The following is a 17401-nucleotide window of genomic DNA, read 5'->3' on the forward strand; positions in this document are numbered from 1 at the left end:
TCACTCCTTTCCTTTCAGTCACGCGAGCCCGCTGCCCGGGCCGTCCTTCGATGCCGCCGCGCCCTATTTCACGTGAACCACGCAATGCACCGCGTGTCACGCCGACCGCTTCGGACCACACTGCGCACCGCATTCGTCATGCGTGCATGGCGTACGTCTGTCGGAAAGCGCGGGCGCTGCCATCACGGCTTGCCCACTTCGTGCTGCCCAATCTGTGCCCATTATGCGGCAATTTGACGCGAGCCACGCTCTGTGTGTGCTGCGATGCCGCGTACTGGAATGAGCCGCGCCTGCGCTGCACGGTCTGCGCCATGCCGCTTGCGCACAGGCGTGGTGCGGCGGCACGCGCACGCTACCGCTGCGAGGCCTGCGTCAGCGCGCCGCCCGCATTCGACGCGACGCTTGCGCTCGCCGACTATCGCGCGCCGCTCGACCTGCTCGCGCGGGGCCTGAAGTTTCGCGCGCGCCTCGCGCTCGGCGACGAATTCGCGCGACGCCTCGCGCTAGCCGCACAAAATATGTCCGTTGAGCACGGCATGCCGGAGATCGTCGTGCCGGTGCCGCTCTCGCGCGAACGCCTGATCGAGCGCGGCTACAACCAGGCCTGGCAGATCGCGCGTCCGCTCGCACGGCGCCTCGGCACGCACGCGGACGCCACGCTCGTACGACGCATTCTGCATACGGCGCCGCAATCGAAGCTCGATCGCGAGACGCGCCGCCGCAATGTCGGCCGGGCGTTCGCGCTCACGCGGGCACTCAGCGGCCAGCATGTGGGCGTGGTCGACGACGTGATGACCTCGGGCGCGACGCTCGACGCGCTCGCGCACACGCTCAAGGCCGCCGGCGCACGGCGCGTGACGAATTTCGTCGCGCTGCGCACGCCGAAAGACTGATCGGCCTCACACTATTCAAGACATCGAGAGAGTTTCATCGTCATGTTCAACGTCGTTCTCGTCGAACCCGAAATTCCGCCGAACACCGGCAACGTGATCCGCCTGTGCGCGAACACCGGGGCGCGGCTGCATCTGATCGAGCCGCTCGGCTTCCCCCTCGACGACGCGAAGATGCGCCGCGCGGGGCTCGATTACCACGAGTACGCGCAGATGCACGTGCACAGCAACTGGGACGCCCTCATTGCCAAAGAAGCACCGGATCCGTCGCGCATGTTCGCGTTCACGACGCGTGGCTCGGGCCGCTTTCACTCGCACGCATTCCAGCCCGGTGACTGGTTCGTATTCGGCGCGGAAACGCGCGGCCTGCCCGATGCGGTGCTCGAGCGCTTCGAGACGCCACAGCGCGTGCGTCTGCCGATGCGCCCCGGCAACCGCAGCCTGAATCTCTCGAACACGGTCGCGATCGTGGTGTTCGAAGCCTGGCGTCAGGCCGGGTTCGAAGGCGGCGAATAAGTCGAACGCGGCGCTACGCGTTGCCCCGCGCCGCGAGTTCACCCTCGTAGCGCGCGAGCATCGCACTATCGAAGCACGCGAAGATCACATGCTCGAGCGCGGGGTATTTCGGTAATTCGTCGATCACGGTCGCGACTGCAATCTGCACCGCCTCGTCAGCGGGAAAACGGTAGACGCCGCAACTGATTGCCGGAAATGCGATGCTCGTCACCCCCGCCTCGCGCGCGCAGTCGAGCGAGCGCCGGTAGCACGAAGCCAGCAGATGCGCTTCGTCATGGCCGCCGCCATGCCAGACAGGGCCCACGGTATGGATCACGTGTTTGGCGGGAAGGCGATAGCCGCCTGTGATTTTGGCGTCGCCGGTCGGGCAGCCGTTCAGCGCCCCGCACTCGCGCACCAGGCCCGGCCCGGCGGCAAGATGAATCGCGCCGTCCACGCCGCCGCCGCCGAGCAGCGATTCGTTCGCGGCGTTGACGATCGCATCGACCTTCAACGTGGTGATGTCGACGGCCTGCGCCTCGATGCGGCAGTTTCCGATGGTCAGCATACAGTCCTCCTTTGCGCGCCGGACTTGGCGCCTAAGCGCTTCATGCAAGGCGCAGCAGGACCGAAGCGCCCTACTCCGCCTTCGCGTCGCGCCGGAGCAGCGCGCTCACGGCGTCGCGCGGCGCGACACCGTCGAACAGCACGGCGCACACCGCCTGCGTAATCGGCATGTCGATGCCATGCGCGCTCGCGAGCGCCAGCACGGCCTGCGCACAGCGCACGCCTTCGGCCACGTGGCCGAGTGCGCCGAGGATGTCGTCGAGCGTGCGGCCGCTTGCGAGCTGCTTGCCCACGGTGCGGTTGCGCGAGAGATCGCCGGTGGCCGTGAGAATGAGGTCGCCGAGGCCAGTGAGCCCCGTGAAGGTTTCCGCACGCCCGCCGAGCGTGACGCCAAGGCGCGTCATCTCCGCGAGGCCGCGGGTAATGAGCGCGGCCCGTGCGTTCAGGCCGAGGCCCAGGCCATCCGCGATGCCGGTCGCGATCGCAAGCACGTTCTTGACCGCGCCGCCCACCTCGACGCCGACCACGTCGTCGCCGGTATAGATGCGCATGGCGCGGTGATGGAACGCGGCGAGCGTGCGCTCGCGGCAACCGGCGGAGGCACTCGCCACCGTCAACGCGACGGGCAGGCCCTCGCCCACTTCGCGCGCGAAGCTCGGCCCCGAAAGCACGCCGTTGCTCGCGTGGCCTGGCAGAACGGCCGCCACGACCTGATGCGGCATCAGTTGCGATTGCGCCTCGAAGCCCTTGCAGAGCCAGACGAAGTGCGCGGGCACGCGGCCCATGTCGCGCAGCGTGCAAAGCATGCCGCGCAGGCCCGCCACGGGCGTGGCGAGCACGACGAGATCCGCCTCGCCCGAAGCGTGGTCGAGCGCGGCAGCGAGATCCGTTTCGTATTGGAGAGACTTGGGCAGCGCGACGCCCGCAAGGTAGCGGGCGTTTTCATGCGTCTTGCGCAAGGTGTCGACGAGCGCGCCATCGCGCGCCCACAACAGCGTGTGATGCGCCTGGGCGAGATGCCCTGCCAGCGCGGTGCCCCACGCTCCGGCGCCGAGAACGGCGATGTTCATTCCGATACTCCGCACCGGTAGTTCGTGGAAACGATCAACTTACGCTTTAGTGCGTCGCATTGCTCGCGCCGTCTTGCTGGGCGAGTTGCTGCAGGCGTTGCTCGTAGAGCGCCTGGAAGTTGATCTCGGCCAGGTGGATCGGCGGGAAGCCCGCGCGCGTGATCGCGTCGGCGATGTTCGAGCGCAGGTACGGGAACAGGATGGTCGGGCAGGCGATGCCGACGAGCGGATCGACCTGTTCGGCCGGAATGTTGCGGATGTCGAAAATGCCGGCTTGCTTGGCTTCGATCAGGAACGCAACCTTGTCCTTGACCTTGGCCGTGACGGTGCCGGTGACGATGATCTCGAACACCGAGTCGGCGAGGCGCTCGGCCTTGACGTCGACTTCCACTTCGACCGAAGGCATGTCCTGCTCAAGGAAAATGGACGGCGAATTCGGCTGCTCGAGCGACATGTCCTTGAGGTAGATGCGCTGGATATTGAAGAACGGCTGGTTGTTCTCGTCAGACATGGTGTATGGCTTCCCTGATTGAATGGATCACGGCGGCATTATCGCGGCATCTCGAAGTCCCGAAAATGCGCCGTACTACGGCAATGAACGGCAACAGGCCCGCGCGAACCTGTCAGGCTCGCGCGGGCCGAAACCCTGCGTCGCTACGTCACGCTGCGCAGCCCGCCTGCGGACCGAGGCCGCACGGCTATCGGGCTGCAAATCAGGCTATGAACCCGCCTGTAACCTCAGGCGGCTTCGAGCAGCGGCGTCAAGCCGCCCGCACGGTCGAGCGCGGAGAGGTCATCGTAACCGCCCACGTGCGTCTCGCCGATGAAAACCTGCGGCACGGTACGCCGGCCAGTGCGCGTCATCATCTCTTCGCGCCGCGCCGGGTCCCGGTCGATCAGCACTTTCTCGATGTGTTCGACGCCGCGCGACTTTAAAAGACGCTCGGCCATCTGGCAATACGGGCACACCTGGGTGCTGTACATGACCACTTTGCTCACTTCGAACCTCCTTGTTTCACGACCGGCATTCCGGCCTGCTGCCAGGCGTTCACGCCGCCGTCCAGCACGTGGACCTCGGCAAAACCGGCGTCCTTCACGAGGCGCAGCGCCTTGTGCGACTGCTGGCCCGTCTGGCAGACCAGCAACACCGGGTTGCTCTTGTTCTTCACGAGTTGGCCGATCTTCGCCTCGAGTTCGCCAAATTCAACCTGGCGCGCCGACGGCAGATGGCCCTTCGCGAATTCACCCGCGGGACGCAGGTCAACCACCACGGCATTGCGGCGGTTGATGAGCTGCGTCGCCTCGGCGGTGGAAACGCCGCCGCGGCCGCCGCGCTTGAGCGTCGGCCACAGGAGCAACCCTCCTGAGATGAGGACGATCGCGATGAGTACAAGGTTGATGTAATTGGTGAAGAACGTCACGGAGGGTCCGCCGGAAAAAGGGAAAGTCGGAGAAATCGTTCGAAATCGGATTCGGGCAATCCGCTCATTATAAAATAACCGTTTGTCGCAGGGTTACCGCCCCCCAGCCCGGGCGTGCAGCCCGCCGGACTGGACCGCCGCCATCGCGTTGCCGTTGTGTCACCGCGGCGTTGCGTCTCCCGTCCCCGATTACCGCTTCCTTCACTACCGACCGGCATCCTCATGTACAAACTCGTACTCATCCGCCACGGCGAATCGACGTGGAACAAGGAAAACCGCTTCACCGGCTGGGTGGACGTCGACCTCACCGAGCAGGGCAACCGCGAAGCGCAGCAGGCGGGCCAGCTGCTCAAGGAGTCCGGCTACACGTTCGACATCGCCTACACCTCGGTGCTCAAGCGCGCGATCCGCACGCTCTGGCACGTGCAGGACCAGATGGACCAGATGTATCTGCCCGTGGTCCACTCGTGGCGCCTGAACGAACGTCACTACGGCGCGCTTTCGGGTCTGAACAAGGCCGAAACTGCCGCGAAGTTCGGCGACGAGCAGGTGCTCGTCTGGCGCCGCAGCTACGACACGCCGCCGCCCGCGCTCGAGCCGACCGACTCGCGCACGGCGTATAACGACCCGCGCTACGCCAAGGTGCCGCGCGAAGAACTGCCGCTCACCGAGTGCCTGAAGGACACGGTCGCGCGCGTAATGCCGATCTGGAACGAGTCGATCGCACCGGCCATCAAGGCGGGCAAGAAAGTGGTGATCGCCGCGCACGGCAACTCGATCCGAGCGCTCGTGAAGTACCTCGACAACATCTCGGACGACGACATCGTCGGCCTGAACATCCCGAACGGCGTGCCGCTCGTCTATGAGCTGGACGAGAACCTCAAGCCCATCAAGCACTACTATCTGGGCGACGCCGAAGCGATCGCGAAGGCGCAGGCCGCTGTTGCGAACCAGGGCAAGAAGTCGGGCTAAGGGTTCGCGCTTCCCGTCATCGGCCGCATCCTGGCCGTGCCCTGGTCATTCAGGCAGCCGCCGCTCCGACGGGGCGGCGGCTGGCCCTGGACGGTGACCACCAGCCTCGCGCGAGTCGCGGCTTCGCGTGTCAATCGCCGGCCGCCGCAATTCGTTGCACATTCCCCTTTTCCGCTTTTTTGGTCCTGGCTGGCAAGATTGCCAGCGCGCTGCCAGCATCGCGCCAGAACCGAATTTGCGGCACACGGTTTGCGAACCAGGCGGCGGCTGCACTGTCTTAGTCCCATCGTACGCGCCTTATACACAGCCACGGCGGGTGTGCAGTTATACTTGTCCGTCGCTTTTCCAATAGACGCTGCCACGCGCCTTTCCGACCGCACGCAACATACTCTATGCGAAAGAACCTGAAAAACATCGGCCTGATCGCCGCTGGCCTCGCAACCGGCGTATTTGCCACCCTGCAGATTTCCGCCGAGGCGCAGCAAACCACGCAGACGGTCGTCGAACCGCTGCCGCTCGACCAGCTGAGGCTCTTCGCCGAAGTGTTCGGTCAAATCAAGCATGAGTATGTCGTGCCGGTGGACGACAAGAAGCTCCTCACCGCCGCCATCAAGGGCATGGTGTCGAGCCTCGATCCGCACTCGTCGTATCTCGACAAGACCGATTACCAGGAGCTCCAGGAACAGACCAAGGGTCGTTTCGCGGGCCTCGGTATCGAGATCTCGTCGGAAGACGGGCTGATCAAGGTCATCTCGCCGATTGAAGACACGCCCGCGTACCGCGCCGGCATTCGTCCGGGCGACCTCATCACGCGCATCAACGACAAGCCGGTGCGCGGCATGACGCTCGACCAGGCCGTCAAGCAGATGCGCGGCGACCCGGGCACCAAGGTCACGCTCACGATCTTCCGCAAGACCGACGATCGCACCTTCCCGCTCACCATCACGCGCGCCATCATCAAGGTGCAGAGCGTGAAGTCGAAGATCCTCGCGCCGGGCTACGCGTACATCCGCGTCACGAGCTTCCAGGAGCGCACGGTCCCTGACCTCGCCCAGAAGCTGCAAGACATCGCGCGCCAGGAGCCTAACCTCAAGGGCATCATCCTCGACCTGCGCAACAACGGCGGCGGCCTGCTGCAAAGCGCCGTGGGCGTGGCGGGCGCGTTCCTGCCGCCGGATTCGGTCGTCGTCTCGACGAATGGCCAGATCCCCGACTCGAAGCAGGTCTACCGCGACACCTACGAGAACTACCGCCTGCCGTCGTTCGACGGCGACCCGCTCAAGGGCGAAGCGGCCGAGTTCAAGACCGTGCCGATGATCGTGCTGACCAACGCCTACTCGGCGTCGGCTTCGGAAATCGTGGCGGGCGCGCTGCAGGACTCCAAGCGTGCGCTGATCGTCGGCAAGACGACGTTCGGCAAGGGCTCGGTGCAGACCGTGCGCCCGATGACGGCCGACACGGCGCTGCGCCTGACCACGGCGTACTACTACACGCCGAGCGGCCGCTCGATCCAGAACAAGGGCATCCGTCCTGACATCGCGGTCGACCAGTACTCCGACGGCGATCCGGACGACGCACTCGTCACGCGCGAAGTGGACTACCAGAACCACCTCGCCAACACGCAGGACCCGGACGAGAAGAAGGAGCAGGAAGTGCGCGAGCAAGAGCGCATGGACATGCTGCGCCAGCTCGAAGAGCAGAACGACAAGAAGACGCCGGAGCAGCGCCAGAAGGAACGCGAGCGCAAGCCGGTCGAGTTCGGTTCCACCGATGACTTCATGCTCCAGCAGGCCCTGAACAAGCTCCAGGGCAAGCCGGTGACCGAGTCGAAGTCGCCGATGGAGCGCCGCCTCGCGCAGCAGAAGCCGCCGACCTCGGCGTCCGCGCCGATCGCCGTGAAGCCGGGCGCCCTCATCATGGCGCCGGGCGCTTCGGCCCCGGCTGGTGGTTCGGCTCCCGCACCGGCCTCGGCGCCGGCCAAGTAACACGCTGTACCCGCCTCGCGACCCGCGCGTCTTGTGCGCCGGTCGCGAGGCCGCCCCTCCTCCAGCCGCTGGCGTCGTTACAATAACGGCACTGTATTTCCCCGGCGCGTGCTCCCCCATTCAGGGCCACTCAGGCTCTCGAGGTCCATCGCAGCGCCACTGAGCAAGCGCATCGCGATGAACGACGACCAACTCCTTCGCTATTCCCGCCATATCCTCGTCGACGAGATCGGCATCGAGGCGCAGCAGCGCTTTCTAGACGCGCATGCGATCGTCGTGGGCGCGGGTGGCCTCGGGTCGCCCGCGGCGATGTATCTCGCGGCCTCGGGCGTCGGCACGCTCACGCTCGTCGACAACGACACCGTCGATCTCACCAACCTGCAGCGGCAGATCATGCACGAGACGGCGTCGGTGGGCCGCGCGAAGGCTGAGTCGGGCCGCGACGCCATCGCGCGCCTGAATCCCGAGGTGAAGGTGAACGCGCTGCAAACGCGCATCGACGATGCGTGGCTCGACGCGCACGTGCCGGGCGCGACTGTCGTGCTCGACTGCACCGACAACTTCGCCACGCGTCACGCCATCAACCGCGCGTGTGTGAAGCACGGCGTGCCGCTCGTCTCGGGTGCGGCGCTGCGTTTCGACGGGCAGATCAGCACGTTCGACTTTCGCGACGACGCCTCGCCGTGCTACGCCTGCGTGTTTCCCGAAGATCAACCCTTCGAGGAAGTGGCGTGCTCGACGATGGGCGTGTTCGCGCCCACGGTGGGCATCATCGGCGCGATGCAGGCGGCCGAGGCGCTGCGCGTCATTGGCGGCATCGGCACGCCGCTCGTCGGGCGGCTCATGATGCTCGACTCGCTGCGCATGGAGTGGAACACGATGCGCGTGGCGCGGCAGCGCGATTGCCCGGTGTGCGGCGAGCGGCACGGGCACGCTTGAAGCGCGCGCGAACCAGAACACAAAAAAGCCCCGGACATGCCGGGGCTTTTTGCCTTTGCGCGTGTACGCGCGTGGAGAGGTTCAGGCTTGCGCCACACGCTGCAGCGCCGCCTGCAACTCCTCGGGCTCGTAAGCGGCCAGCACTTCCGACACCGGCTTTTCCAGCGTCTTGAGCTGCGAGCGCAGGATCTCCTGCTTCACCACGAGCAACTGGCTCGGATGCATCGAAAACTCGGTGAGCCCCATGCCGAGCAGCAAGCGCGTGTACGCCGGATCGCCCGCCATTTCCCCGCACACCGAAACCGGCACGCCCGCGCGCTTCGCCTCGCGCAGCGTATGCGCGATCAGCAGCAGCACGGCCGGATGCAGCGGGTCGTACAGGTCGGCCACCGCGTTGTCGGCCCGGTCGATGGCGAGCGCGTACTGGATCAGGTCGTTGGTGCCGATCGACAGGAAGTCGAGACGGCGCAGGAACATCGGCAGCGCGAGCGCCGCCGCCGGGATCTCGATCATCGCCCCGACCTGGACGTTCGGGTCGTAGGCGTATCCGGCGTCGTCGAGCTGGCGCTTCGCCTCGCGGATCAGATCCAGCGTCTGGTCGATCTGCTGCGCGTGCGCGAGCATCGGAATCAGGATCTTGACCGAGCCAAACGCCGAGGCGCGCAGGATCGCGCGCAATTGCGTGAGGAACATCTGCGGCTCGGAAAGGCTCCAGCGGATCGCACGCAGGCCGAGCGCGGGGTTCGCCGCCGTCTCGTAGCCGTCGCCGCCGCTCATCGAGTCGAGCGGCTTGTCCGCGCCCACATCGATCGTGCGGATCGTCACGGGCAGCCCATTCATGAGCTCCACCGCGCGGCGGTAGGCCGCGAACTGCTCGTCCTCCTCCGGCAAGTGATGCTTGTGGTTCATGAACAGGAACTCGGTGCGAAAGAGACCCACGCCCGTCGCGCCCGAGTCGAGCGCGGCCTGCGCGTCGTCGGGCAGCTCGATGTTCGCGTAGAGCTGGATCTTCGCGCCGCACAGCGTTTGCGTGGGCGAGAACTTCAGGCGCTGGAGTTTGCGCCGCTCGAGCGCCATCTCGCTTTGCCGGTAGGTGTACTCCTCCAGCACGATGGGCGCGGGATCGACGATCACGATGCCATGGTCGCCGTCGACGATGATGAGATCGTCCTGACGGATCAGCGCGCTCGCCTGCTGCATGCCTACAGCCGCCGGAATGCCCAGACTGCGCGCCACGATCGCCGTATGCGAGGTACGCCCGCCCAGATCGGTGACGAAGCCCTGGAAGGTTTGCCCTTTGAACTGCAGCATGTCGGCAGGCGCGATGTCGTGCGCGACCACGATCATCTCGTCGCAGCCGCCGTGCAGCGAGGGCGGCATGGCGCCCGCAAGCGACTTCAGCACGCGCTCCACGACCTGCTCGATATCGGCTTTGCGCTCGCGCAGGTATTCGTCCTCCACGTCGTCGAAGTGGCGCGAGAGGCGTTCGAGCTGTTCGGTAAGCGCCCACTCCACATTGAAGCGGCGCGTGCGGATGAGGTCGATGGTCTCCTGCACGAGCATCACGTCGTTCAGGATCATGAGGTGAACGCCGATGAACGCGCCCATTTCGGAAGGGGCGTCGGCGGCGAGGTCGGCGCGCAGCGCCTCGAGTTCCTTCTCCACGGCCTGCAGCGCCGTGCGAAAGCGCTCGATTTCGTCTTCGATCTGCGCGGGCTCGATGAGGTAGTGGTCGACGTCGAGCGCAGCCGGGGCGATCAGATACGCTCGCCCGATGGCGATACCGCGTGATACGGGAATTCCATGCAGCGTGAACGGCACGCGCACCTCCTCTGGTTATTTGATGCTGCGGCAAACCGCTGCAATGCGCTCTCTCAGACCCCGGCGATGATTATAAATTCCAGCGCGGCCAAATGTGACCATGCACGCCTGTTCGCGCCTTACTGCGGCCTTCTGCAGCAGTCCCCGGCGCACAAATGAAAACGCCGCGGCAAACCGCGGCGTTCCGGGCAACGCGCAACCACCGCGCGCGTCTTACTGACCTTCGCCAAACTTGTCGGCGATCAGCTTGAGCAGCGCGCCCATGGCGTCGGCCTCGTCCGGGCCCTCGGTTTCGATCACCACCGTGCTGCCAATGCCTGCCGCCAGCATCATGACCCCCATGATGCTCTTGGCGTTGATGCGGCGGCCGTTGCGGCTCATCCAGATTTCCGCCTGATAGTTGCCTGCGAGCTGCGTCAGCTTCGCCGACGCCCGCGCGTGCAGGCCGAGTTTATTCACGATGGTCGTTTCTTGTTGCAGCATAGGTCGATCCGGACGCAGTGTGTGGAAGTGTGACTGGGGTCTTTGGGTGTGCCTTGTTTTTGGCTTTCGGTGCCGCGCCGCTAGTTCAGGTGGTGCCAGCCGGCCTGAATACGCCCGCCGCGACGCCGCCTGTGCAAGCCGCGCTCCGCGTTGCGGCGGCCGGCTGACTTGCGCTCTCGCCTGCGGCCTGATTTGCGACCTGACTCGCGGTGTGCTTTGTCACGTCAGCAGCGCCTTCGGCACAGGGCGTGGGCGGGCAGCCGCATTCGCTCGCCGCGGCCGCGGCGGGCGGCATGGTCGGCCCGATGGTCTGGACGCCCTTGCTCGCGCCGGCGAGCGCCTTTTCAACGAGCGTGTCGAGCGGTGTCGCGCGGTAGCACACGGCGCGCACCAGCATCGGCAGGTTCACGCCGGCCAGCACGCGCACCTCGGGCACCGTGGCGAGGCGCGCCGCGATGTTCGAGGGCGTGGCGCCGAACATGTCGGTCAACACGAGCGCGCCGTTGTCCTCGCGCAAGCGCTCGATCTCCGAATTTGCCTTGGCGACCACTTCAGCCGGGTCGCTGTCGGGGAGCACGTCGAGCGCGCCGATACGCGCCGGACAACCGCCATAGATATGCGCGATGCACTCGCGTAGCGCGGTGGCGAGCGGTGCGTGCGCAATGATCAGAATCCCTGCCATGTGAGCTTGACTGCAAAAAACGGCTCAGGTTGATGCCCGGACGATTCGTAGATCGCGTCCTGCAGCGCCGAGCCTGCGGCCAGCCGTGGGCTCGCAGGGTCGGAACACGCGCCGCGCGGCAGCCAGATCGTCTATACGACGCCGGCATGCCAGCCCGGAACGCGGGCTCGCGGCATTGTAGCAGGGTCATTTTCGCGCACGCGAGGCGGTTCTGCTCACAGTCGCGACAGATGTCGCGCGCTACTCACAAGCGCCAGGCGCGTACGCAACCTTTCGTGGTCCGAAACTGCCCGCCAGCCAAGGTCCTGATGGAGCGCCAGCCCTGCAAGGCGCCCACAACCGCCAGATGCCGCCATACATGCGGCTTTCAAGTCCGCGCTCCAGGTGCGGGCTTCAAATGAGCCCAGGCCAATTTCGGGGCCAAAGTCAGCGGAGCAAACCCGGCAGACCCACCTTAGGCCGCCGCGCGCTCCAGCGCGTCGATGAACATGGCGGCCACGTCGAAGCCCGTCTGCTCCATGATTTCGCGGAAACACGTCGGGCTCGTGACATTGACCTCGGTGAGCCAGTCGCCGATGGCATCGAGCCCTACGAGCAGCAGGCCGCGTGCTGCGAGCGTCGGGCCGAGCGCTTTCGCGATTTCCATATCGCGTGCGGTGAGCGGCTGCGCGACGCCAAGTCCGCCCGCCGCCAGATTGCCGCGCACTTCATTGCCCTGAGGAATGCGTGCGAGCGAATACGGCACCGGCTCGCCGCCGATCAGCAGAATGCGCTTGTCGCCGGCCTTGATCTCGGGGATGAACTTCTGCGCCATCACGCTGCGCGCGCCGTCATGGCTCAGCATCTCGATGATCGAGCCGAGGTTCATGCCGTCCGCCTTCACGCGGAACACGCCCATACCGCCCATGCCGTCGAGCGGCTTCAAGATCACGTCCTGATGCTCTTCGTGGAACTTGCGCAGGCGCGCCGCGCTGCGAGTGACGAGCGTGGGCGCGACGAACTGCGGAAATTCGCCGATGGCGAGCTTTTCCGAGTGATCGCGAATCGACTGCGGCTTGTTGAAGATCTTCGCGCCCGCGCGCTCGGCGATCTCCAGCAGCCACGTGGAGGTCACGTACTCCATGTCGAACGGCGGGTCCTTGCGCATGACGACGGCGTCGAAGCCCGTGAGCGCGCGCGAATCCGCCGAGGCGTCGAACCAGGTTTCGCGATGCAGATCCGCCGTATCGCCGACGATCGTGAAGCGCCGCACGTCGGCTTCGACCTGGCCGTTCACCCATGCGAGATGTTGCGGCTCGCACGCGAAGAGCGTGTGGCCGCGCTTCGCGGCCTCGGCCATCATCGCGTAGGTCGAGTCCTTGTAGATCTTGAACCGCTCGAGCGGATCGGCGATGAAGAGAATGTCCATATCGTCTCTGCCTTGTCCCTGTCTTGTCGCTGCTTGACGCCTGGTATGGCGCCCGATGTGGTGTCTGCTTTCATGACGGCAACGCCCGCACGGTGGCGGGCGCTGCGTTCAATGGTGTGAATGATGACGGCTGGATCAGACCTGGATCGCCTCGGGGTCGGTCTTCTCCAGCTCGACCGACGCCGCCAGCAACCCGAGCCGCGCCACCACGCCGTACATGTAAAAGCGGTTCGGCGGCGCCGCGCCCGCTTTCGCTCGCGTGTCCGGCAGCGCCGTGTGCTCGAAGCCGAGCGGCACGAAGTGCATGCCCGGCGCGTTCAGGTTCTGGTCGCGCTCGCGGCTGCCGTGCGCGCGGTAGAAGCCGCCCACCACGTAGCGGTCGATCATGTACACGACCGGCTCGGCTACTTCGTCGCCGATATGCTCGAACGTGTAGACGCCTTCCTGCACGATCACATCGCGCACTTCAAGCCCGTCCTTCGTGGCCGACATCTTCGCACGTTCGCGCTTCGTGAGTGCGGCGACCTCGGAGGCGTCGTGCACCGTCATCACGCCGCGGCCATCCGTGCCGGCATCGGACTTGATGACGACGTACGGCCTTTCGGTGATGCCGTACTCGCGATACTTCTTCGCGATCTTCTTGAGCACGGCGTCGATGGCGGTGGCGAGCTGCTCCTCGCCCGTGCGCGCCTCGAAGTCCACGCCTTCCACGTGCGCGAAGTACGGATTGATCATCCACGGGTCCACGCCCACCATCTTTGCGAACTTCTTCGCCACGTCGTCATAGCAGGAGAAGTGCGTGGACTTGCGGCGCACCGCCCAGCCTGCATGCAGCGGCGGCAGCAGGTATTGCTCATGCAGGTTTTCGAGCACCGGCGGAATGCCGCCTGAAAGATCGTTGTTCAGCAGGATGGAGCACGGGTCGAAGTTCTTCAGACCCAGGCGCCGCTGCGAACGCTCGAGCGGTTCTAGCACGATCTTCTGGCCGTCCGCGAGCGAAATCGTCACGGGCCCGGCGATGGTTTCGTCGAGCGTGCCGAAGCGCACGTTCAGGCCCGCCTGACGCATGATCGTCGCGAGGCGCGCGACGTTCTCCAGATAGAACGCGTTGCGCGTGTGCATCTCCGGAATCACGAGCAGGTTCTTGGCGTCCGGGCAGATCTTTTCGATGGCGGCCATGGCCGCCTGCACGGCGAGCGGCAGCACTTCCTGCGGCAGGCAGTGAAAAGCGCCGGGAAAAAGGTTGGTATCGACGGGCGCGAGCTTGAAACCGGCGTTGCGCAGGTCGACCGAGCAGTAGAACGGCGGCGTGTGCTCCTGCCATTCAAGGCGGAACCAGCGCTCGATGGCCGGCGTCGCGTCGAGGATGCGCTGCTCCAGTTCGAGGAGCGGGCCATTCAACGCCGTAACCAGATGCGGGACCATAAGGCGTAACTCGCAGACGAAATGCTTTGATTGTAGGGAAACCGGTCGTTTATCTGGGGACGATTGCGCCAGTTGCAAGACGGGATTGCCCTCATGAATCCCCGCTTGAATCCCCGCTTCAATTCCCTCAATCAGCGTAGGGTCAATCGCCGGTTCCATCCGCGCGGATATTCACGCCGGATATCCATTCTGGACCGCTCGCGCCGCCCGGCGCAATTGGGCACACGGATTGAAGGGGCACTATGCGAACGCGCGGGCGGGACGCTTATTCCCCGCGCGTTGACCGGCACGCGCAAACCTCGCACCCGCCGCATAAGGCAAATAAAGAAAAGGGCCCGCCGAAAAGGCGGGCCCAGGTCGCTGCTTGCTGCCCTGCTAGATCAAACCTTCAAGAACGGCGCGCTTATTCCACGCGCTCGCCATGCAGAACCACGTCGAGACCTTCTCGCTCGTCTTCTTCCGAAACGCGCAGGCCCATCACCATGTCGATCACCTTCAGCAGGACGAAGCTCACCACGCCGCTGTAGATGAGGGTCGTGAGCACGCCCTTGGCTTGCAGGATGACGCTGCCGTCCGCGCCGCCGATGTCCTTCACCGCGAACACGCCGGTCAGAATCGCACCGATGATGCCGCCGATGCCGTGCACGCCGAACGCGTCGAGCGAGTCGTCGTAGTTGAACTTGTGCTTGAGCCACGTAGCCGACCAGAAGCAGACCACGCCCGCCACCACACCAATCACGATCGCGCCCAGCACACCGACGAAGCCCGAAGCCGGCGTGATTGCCACGAGACCTGCCACTGCACCCGAAGCGATGCCGAGCACCGAAGGCTTGCCCTTGGCGATCCACTCGGCGAACATCCAGCCGAGCGCAGCGCAGGCGGTGGCGATTTGCGTCGTGAGCATCGCGAAGCCCGCACGGCCGTCAGCCGCGACTGCCGAACCCGCGTTGAAGCCGAACCAGCCGACCCACAGCATCGCCGCGCCCATCAGCGTGAGCGTGAGGTTATGCGGAGCCATCACTTCGCGGCCGTAGCCAACCCGCTTGCCGAGCACGAGGCAGCACACCAGACCCGCGATACCGGCGTTGATGTGCACGACCGTGCCGCCCGCGAAGTCGAGGATGCCGGCGCTGGCGAGCCAGCCGGTCGGTTCCCAGACCATGTGTGCGATCGGCGAGTAGACGATGACCGACCACAGCGACATGAACACGAGCATCGCCGAGAACTTCATGCGGTCGGCAAACGCACCGGTGATCAGCGCCGGCGTGATGATCGCGAACGTCATCTGATAGACGAAGTACACGGTCTCGGGGATGGTCGGCGCGAGGTGGCTCACGGTGAGCGTCGTCGCCTTGTCGCCCTTGATGTAGTTCATACCCTCAAGGAAGATGCGCGAGAAGCCGCCTATGAACGAGCCGCCCGGCGTGAACGCGATCGAGTAGCCCACCACCGTCCAGATCACCGTGACCACGCAGGTGATCGCGAAGCTCTGCATGAGCGTGGCAAGCACGTTCTTCTTGCGGACCATGCCGCCGTAGAAGAGCGCGAGGCCCGGAATCGTCATGAACAGCACGAGCGCGGTGGAGGTCAGCATCCACGCGGTGTCGCCCGAGTTGATCTTCGACGAATCGACCGAGAACGGCGCGGTCGGTGCGGCGGGCGCGGCGGCTGCGGCAGCAGCCGATGCATCTGCGGGGGCGCTTGCTGCGGCGGCTGCCGGGGCGCTTGCGTTGGCGTCAGCCGCGGGGGCCGAAGCCGGTGCGGCCGCCGAAGCGTCAGGCGCCGAAGCGCTGGTAGCCGGCGCGGAAGCCGCAGCGGGTGCGGATGCGTCGTCCGCCAGCGCGGCGCCGACGCCGCCGGCCAGCAGCGAGCCAGCCATCATCAGGGACATCAAAAGTTTGCGCATCTCGGTTTCCTCTTTCCTCTTGTCTCGGTCTCTTTAGGCCTTACTGGGGGCTTTACAGCGCATCGGCGCCGGTCTCGCCGGTGCGGATGCGGATCACTTGTTCGATCGGCGTGACGAAAATCTTGCCGTCGCCGATCTTGCCCGTGCGGGCCGCGCGTTCGACCGCCTCGATGGCCTGCTCGACGATGTCGTCGGCCACGGCGGCTTCGATCTTCACCTTCGGCAGGAAGTCCACGACATACTCCGCGCCGCGGTACAGCTCCGTGTGCCCCTTCTGGCGACCGAAGCCCTTCACCTCCGTCACCGTGATCCCCGAAACGCCGATCGCCGAAAGGGCTTCGCGCGCCTCATCGAGCTTGAACGGCTTGATGATTGCTGTAATCAGTTTCATGTAGTCCTCGCTGTGGTTTGCTTCATTCCTTTGTTTGCTTCTGCAACGGGCGCCTTGCGAGCGGCGCATGATGCTTCACCGCGTCGTTGGCGCACCGTGAGCCAACCGTCGTTCGGTGCGCGGGGCAGTAGTAGCAACACCCGTGCCAATCTGCTGCGCCCGTCTGCAAAGCCGATCTGATGGACTTCGATGCAAGCACGCCCAAAGCCGTGGACAATGCCGGTCCGCGCCTTGAGGGGCGCGGCGCGCAAGGCCCTGGCCGAACGGCCAGCGTGAGGCGCGCGCGGTGGCGGGGCGGGGGGAACGTTGCTACAGTGTTCTCAGGCATCGCTGCCGCGCTGGGAGCCGTATAGCGGCTGGAAGTGGCCCGCCGCGCCACAGCGCGACGCACACGGGCCGGCGGCGCGCACCAGTCGCGCGCGCACTTGGCCGTGGCCCTGCGAGTTCGCACCAAGATCGATCACGGTTCGTCGCGGGGCACAGGCGAAACAAAACTTGCACATTTCTTGTGCAGCGAAGGGGAATCGAATGAAGCAACCAAACGATGTATTCAATGATCTGCAGTCACGCGTGAGCGATCTGCTCAAGAACTCGCCGGCGCGCGATGTCGAACGCAATGTGCGCGCAATGTTGTCGCAAGGCTTTTCGAAGCTTGACCTTGTCACGCGCGAGGAATTCGACGCGCAAACGCAGGTGCTCGTGCGCACGCGCCAGCGCCTCGAAGAACTCGAGCGCCGAGTGGCCGAACTCGAGCAAAAGCTGCCGGTGACTAGCCAGTCATCCTGATCATTTTGTTGCGCATTCCTGTGCGCAATTAGGTGTGGCACCACGGCCGCAGCGCCGCAAGCGATCCGTAGCGTGATCGCAATGGAACCGTAAAGGGGCATACGCCTCACCAGCCTGGCGCATGCATGGCGCGCGAAGTCCGTACGCATTGACGTACTAA

At 65.3% G+C, this 17401-nt stretch carries 18 protein-coding genes; 6 read left to right on the top strand and 12 right to left on the bottom strand.

The features are described from left to right. Window positions 1-146: 146 nt before the first annotated feature. Together JMY28_RS03325 and trmL are read left to right on the top strand one after the other, a co-directional pair. Complete coding sequence (locus JMY28_RS03325; RefSeq protein WP_201694466.1) at window positions 147-893, top strand: ComF family protein; 747 nt, start codon at window positions 147-149, stop codon at window positions 891-893. A gap of 42 nt (window positions 894-935) precedes the next feature. Beyond that, the gene (gene trmL, locus JMY28_RS03330) at window positions 936-1406 is read left to right on the top strand and encodes a tRNA (uridine(34)/cytosine(34)/5-carboxymethylaminomethyluridine(34)-2'-O)-methyltransferase TrmL (protein ID WP_201694467.1); all 471 of its coding nucleotides are present in this window, start codon (window positions 936-938) and stop codon (window positions 1404-1406) included. Window positions 1407-1419: 13 nt separating this feature from the next. Here trmL and JMY28_RS03335 read toward each other — a convergent pair whose 3' ends face one another. From JMY28_RS03335 to JMY28_RS03355, 5 genes are all read right to left on the bottom strand, one after another. After that, complete coding sequence (locus JMY28_RS03335; protein ID WP_201694468.1) at window positions 1420-1953, bottom strand: O-acetyl-ADP-ribose deacetylase; 534 nt, start codon at window positions 1951-1953, stop codon at window positions 1420-1422. Window positions 1954-2023: 70 nt separating this feature from the next. Beyond that, window positions 2024-3022: an NAD(P)H-dependent glycerol-3-phosphate dehydrogenase gene (locus JMY28_RS03340; protein ID WP_201694469.1), complete on the bottom strand. Its 999-nt coding sequence runs from the start codon at window positions 3020-3022 to the stop codon at window positions 2024-2026. Window positions 3023-3068: 46 nt separating this feature from the next. Further along, window positions 3069-3533: a protein-export chaperone SecB gene (secB, locus tag JMY28_RS03345; RefSeq protein WP_201694470.1), complete on the bottom strand. Its 465-nt coding sequence runs from the start codon at window positions 3531-3533 to the stop codon at window positions 3069-3071. Window positions 3534-3760: 227 nt separating this feature from the next. Further along, a complete protein-coding gene (gene grxC / locus JMY28_RS03350) occupies window positions 3761-4021 on the bottom strand; it encodes a glutaredoxin 3 (RefSeq protein ID WP_133185323.1) in 261 nt (86 codons plus the stop codon). Further along, a complete protein-coding gene (locus tag JMY28_RS03355; protein ID WP_028201814.1) occupies window positions 4018-4443 on the bottom strand; it encodes a rhodanese-like domain-containing protein in 426 nt (141 codons plus the stop codon). The genes grxC and JMY28_RS03355 overlap by 4 nt, the downstream gene beginning before the upstream one ends. Window positions 4444-4665: 222 nt before the next feature. On the opposite strand from JMY28_RS03355, the gene gpmA reads away from it, so the two are divergent. The 3 genes from gpmA (at window position 4666) to JMY28_RS03370 (ending at window position 8339) form a co-directional block, all read left to right on the top strand. After that, window positions 4666-5415 carry a 2,3-diphosphoglycerate-dependent phosphoglycerate mutase gene (gene gpmA, locus JMY28_RS03360; RefSeq protein WP_201694471.1) on the top strand — a complete coding sequence of 250 codons (750 nt, stop codon included), beginning with the start codon at window positions 4666-4668 and terminating at the stop codon, window positions 5413-5415. 392 nt (window positions 5416-5807) lie between these two features. Further along, window positions 5808-7400, top strand: a complete 1593-nt coding sequence (locus JMY28_RS03365; RefSeq protein WP_201694472.1) for a S41 family peptidase — start codon at window positions 5808-5810, stop codon at window positions 7398-7400. A gap of 177 nt (window positions 7401-7577) precedes the next feature. Next, a complete protein-coding gene (locus tag JMY28_RS03370) occupies window positions 7578-8339 on the top strand; it encodes a HesA/MoeB/ThiF family protein (protein WP_201694473.1) in 762 nt (253 codons plus the stop codon). 81 nt (window positions 8340-8420) lie between these two features. Here the strand turns inward: JMY28_RS03370 and ptsP are convergent, their stop codons facing one another. From ptsP to JMY28_RS03405, 7 genes are all read right to left on the bottom strand, one after another. Beyond that, window positions 8421-10160, bottom strand: a complete 1740-nt coding sequence (gene ptsP, locus JMY28_RS03375) for a phosphoenolpyruvate--protein phosphotransferase (RefSeq protein WP_201694474.1) — start codon at window positions 10158-10160, stop codon at window positions 8421-8423. Between the two features lie 213 nt (window positions 10161-10373). After that, window positions 10374-10643, bottom strand: a complete 270-nt coding sequence (locus tag JMY28_RS03380) for an HPr family phosphocarrier protein (RefSeq protein WP_201694475.1) — start codon at window positions 10641-10643, stop codon at window positions 10374-10376. Window positions 10644-10728: 85 nt separating this feature from the next. Further along, window positions 10729-11325, bottom strand: a complete 597-nt coding sequence (locus JMY28_RS03385; protein ID WP_201694476.1) for a PTS sugar transporter subunit IIA — start codon at window positions 11323-11325, stop codon at window positions 10729-10731. A 454-nt stretch (window positions 11326-11779) separates the two neighbouring features. Next, window positions 11780-12733, bottom strand: a complete 954-nt coding sequence (gene gshB / locus JMY28_RS03390) for a glutathione synthase (RefSeq protein WP_201694477.1) — start codon at window positions 12731-12733, stop codon at window positions 11780-11782. A gap of 135 nt (window positions 12734-12868) precedes the next feature. Next, entirely contained in the window at window positions 12869-14158 is a 1290-nt protein-coding gene (gshA, locus tag JMY28_RS03395) for a glutamate--cysteine ligase (protein WP_201694478.1), read from the bottom strand. Window positions 14159-14561: 403 nt separating this feature from the next. Beyond that, window positions 14562-16064 carry an ammonium transporter gene (locus tag JMY28_RS03400; RefSeq protein ID WP_201694479.1) on the bottom strand — a complete coding sequence of 501 codons (1503 nt, stop codon included), beginning with the start codon at window positions 16062-16064 and terminating at the stop codon, window positions 14562-14564. A gap of 52 nt (window positions 16065-16116) precedes the next feature. Beyond that, window positions 16117-16455: a P-II family nitrogen regulator gene (locus JMY28_RS03405; protein ID WP_028201804.1), complete on the bottom strand. Its 339-nt coding sequence runs from the start codon at window positions 16453-16455 to the stop codon at window positions 16117-16119. A 528-nt stretch (window positions 16456-16983) separates the two neighbouring features. Between JMY28_RS03405 and JMY28_RS03410 the strand changes: the two genes are divergently transcribed. Next, window positions 16984-17241, top strand: a complete 258-nt coding sequence (locus tag JMY28_RS03410) for an accessory factor UbiK family protein (RefSeq protein ID WP_028201802.1) — start codon at window positions 16984-16986, stop codon at window positions 17239-17241. Window positions 17242-17401: the final 160 nt, after the last annotated feature.

The sequence above is a fragment of the Paraburkholderia hiiakae genome (assembly GCF_904848665.1).
Lineage (GTDB): Bacteria > Pseudomonadota > Gammaproteobacteria > Burkholderiales > Burkholderiaceae > Paraburkholderia > Paraburkholderia hiiakae.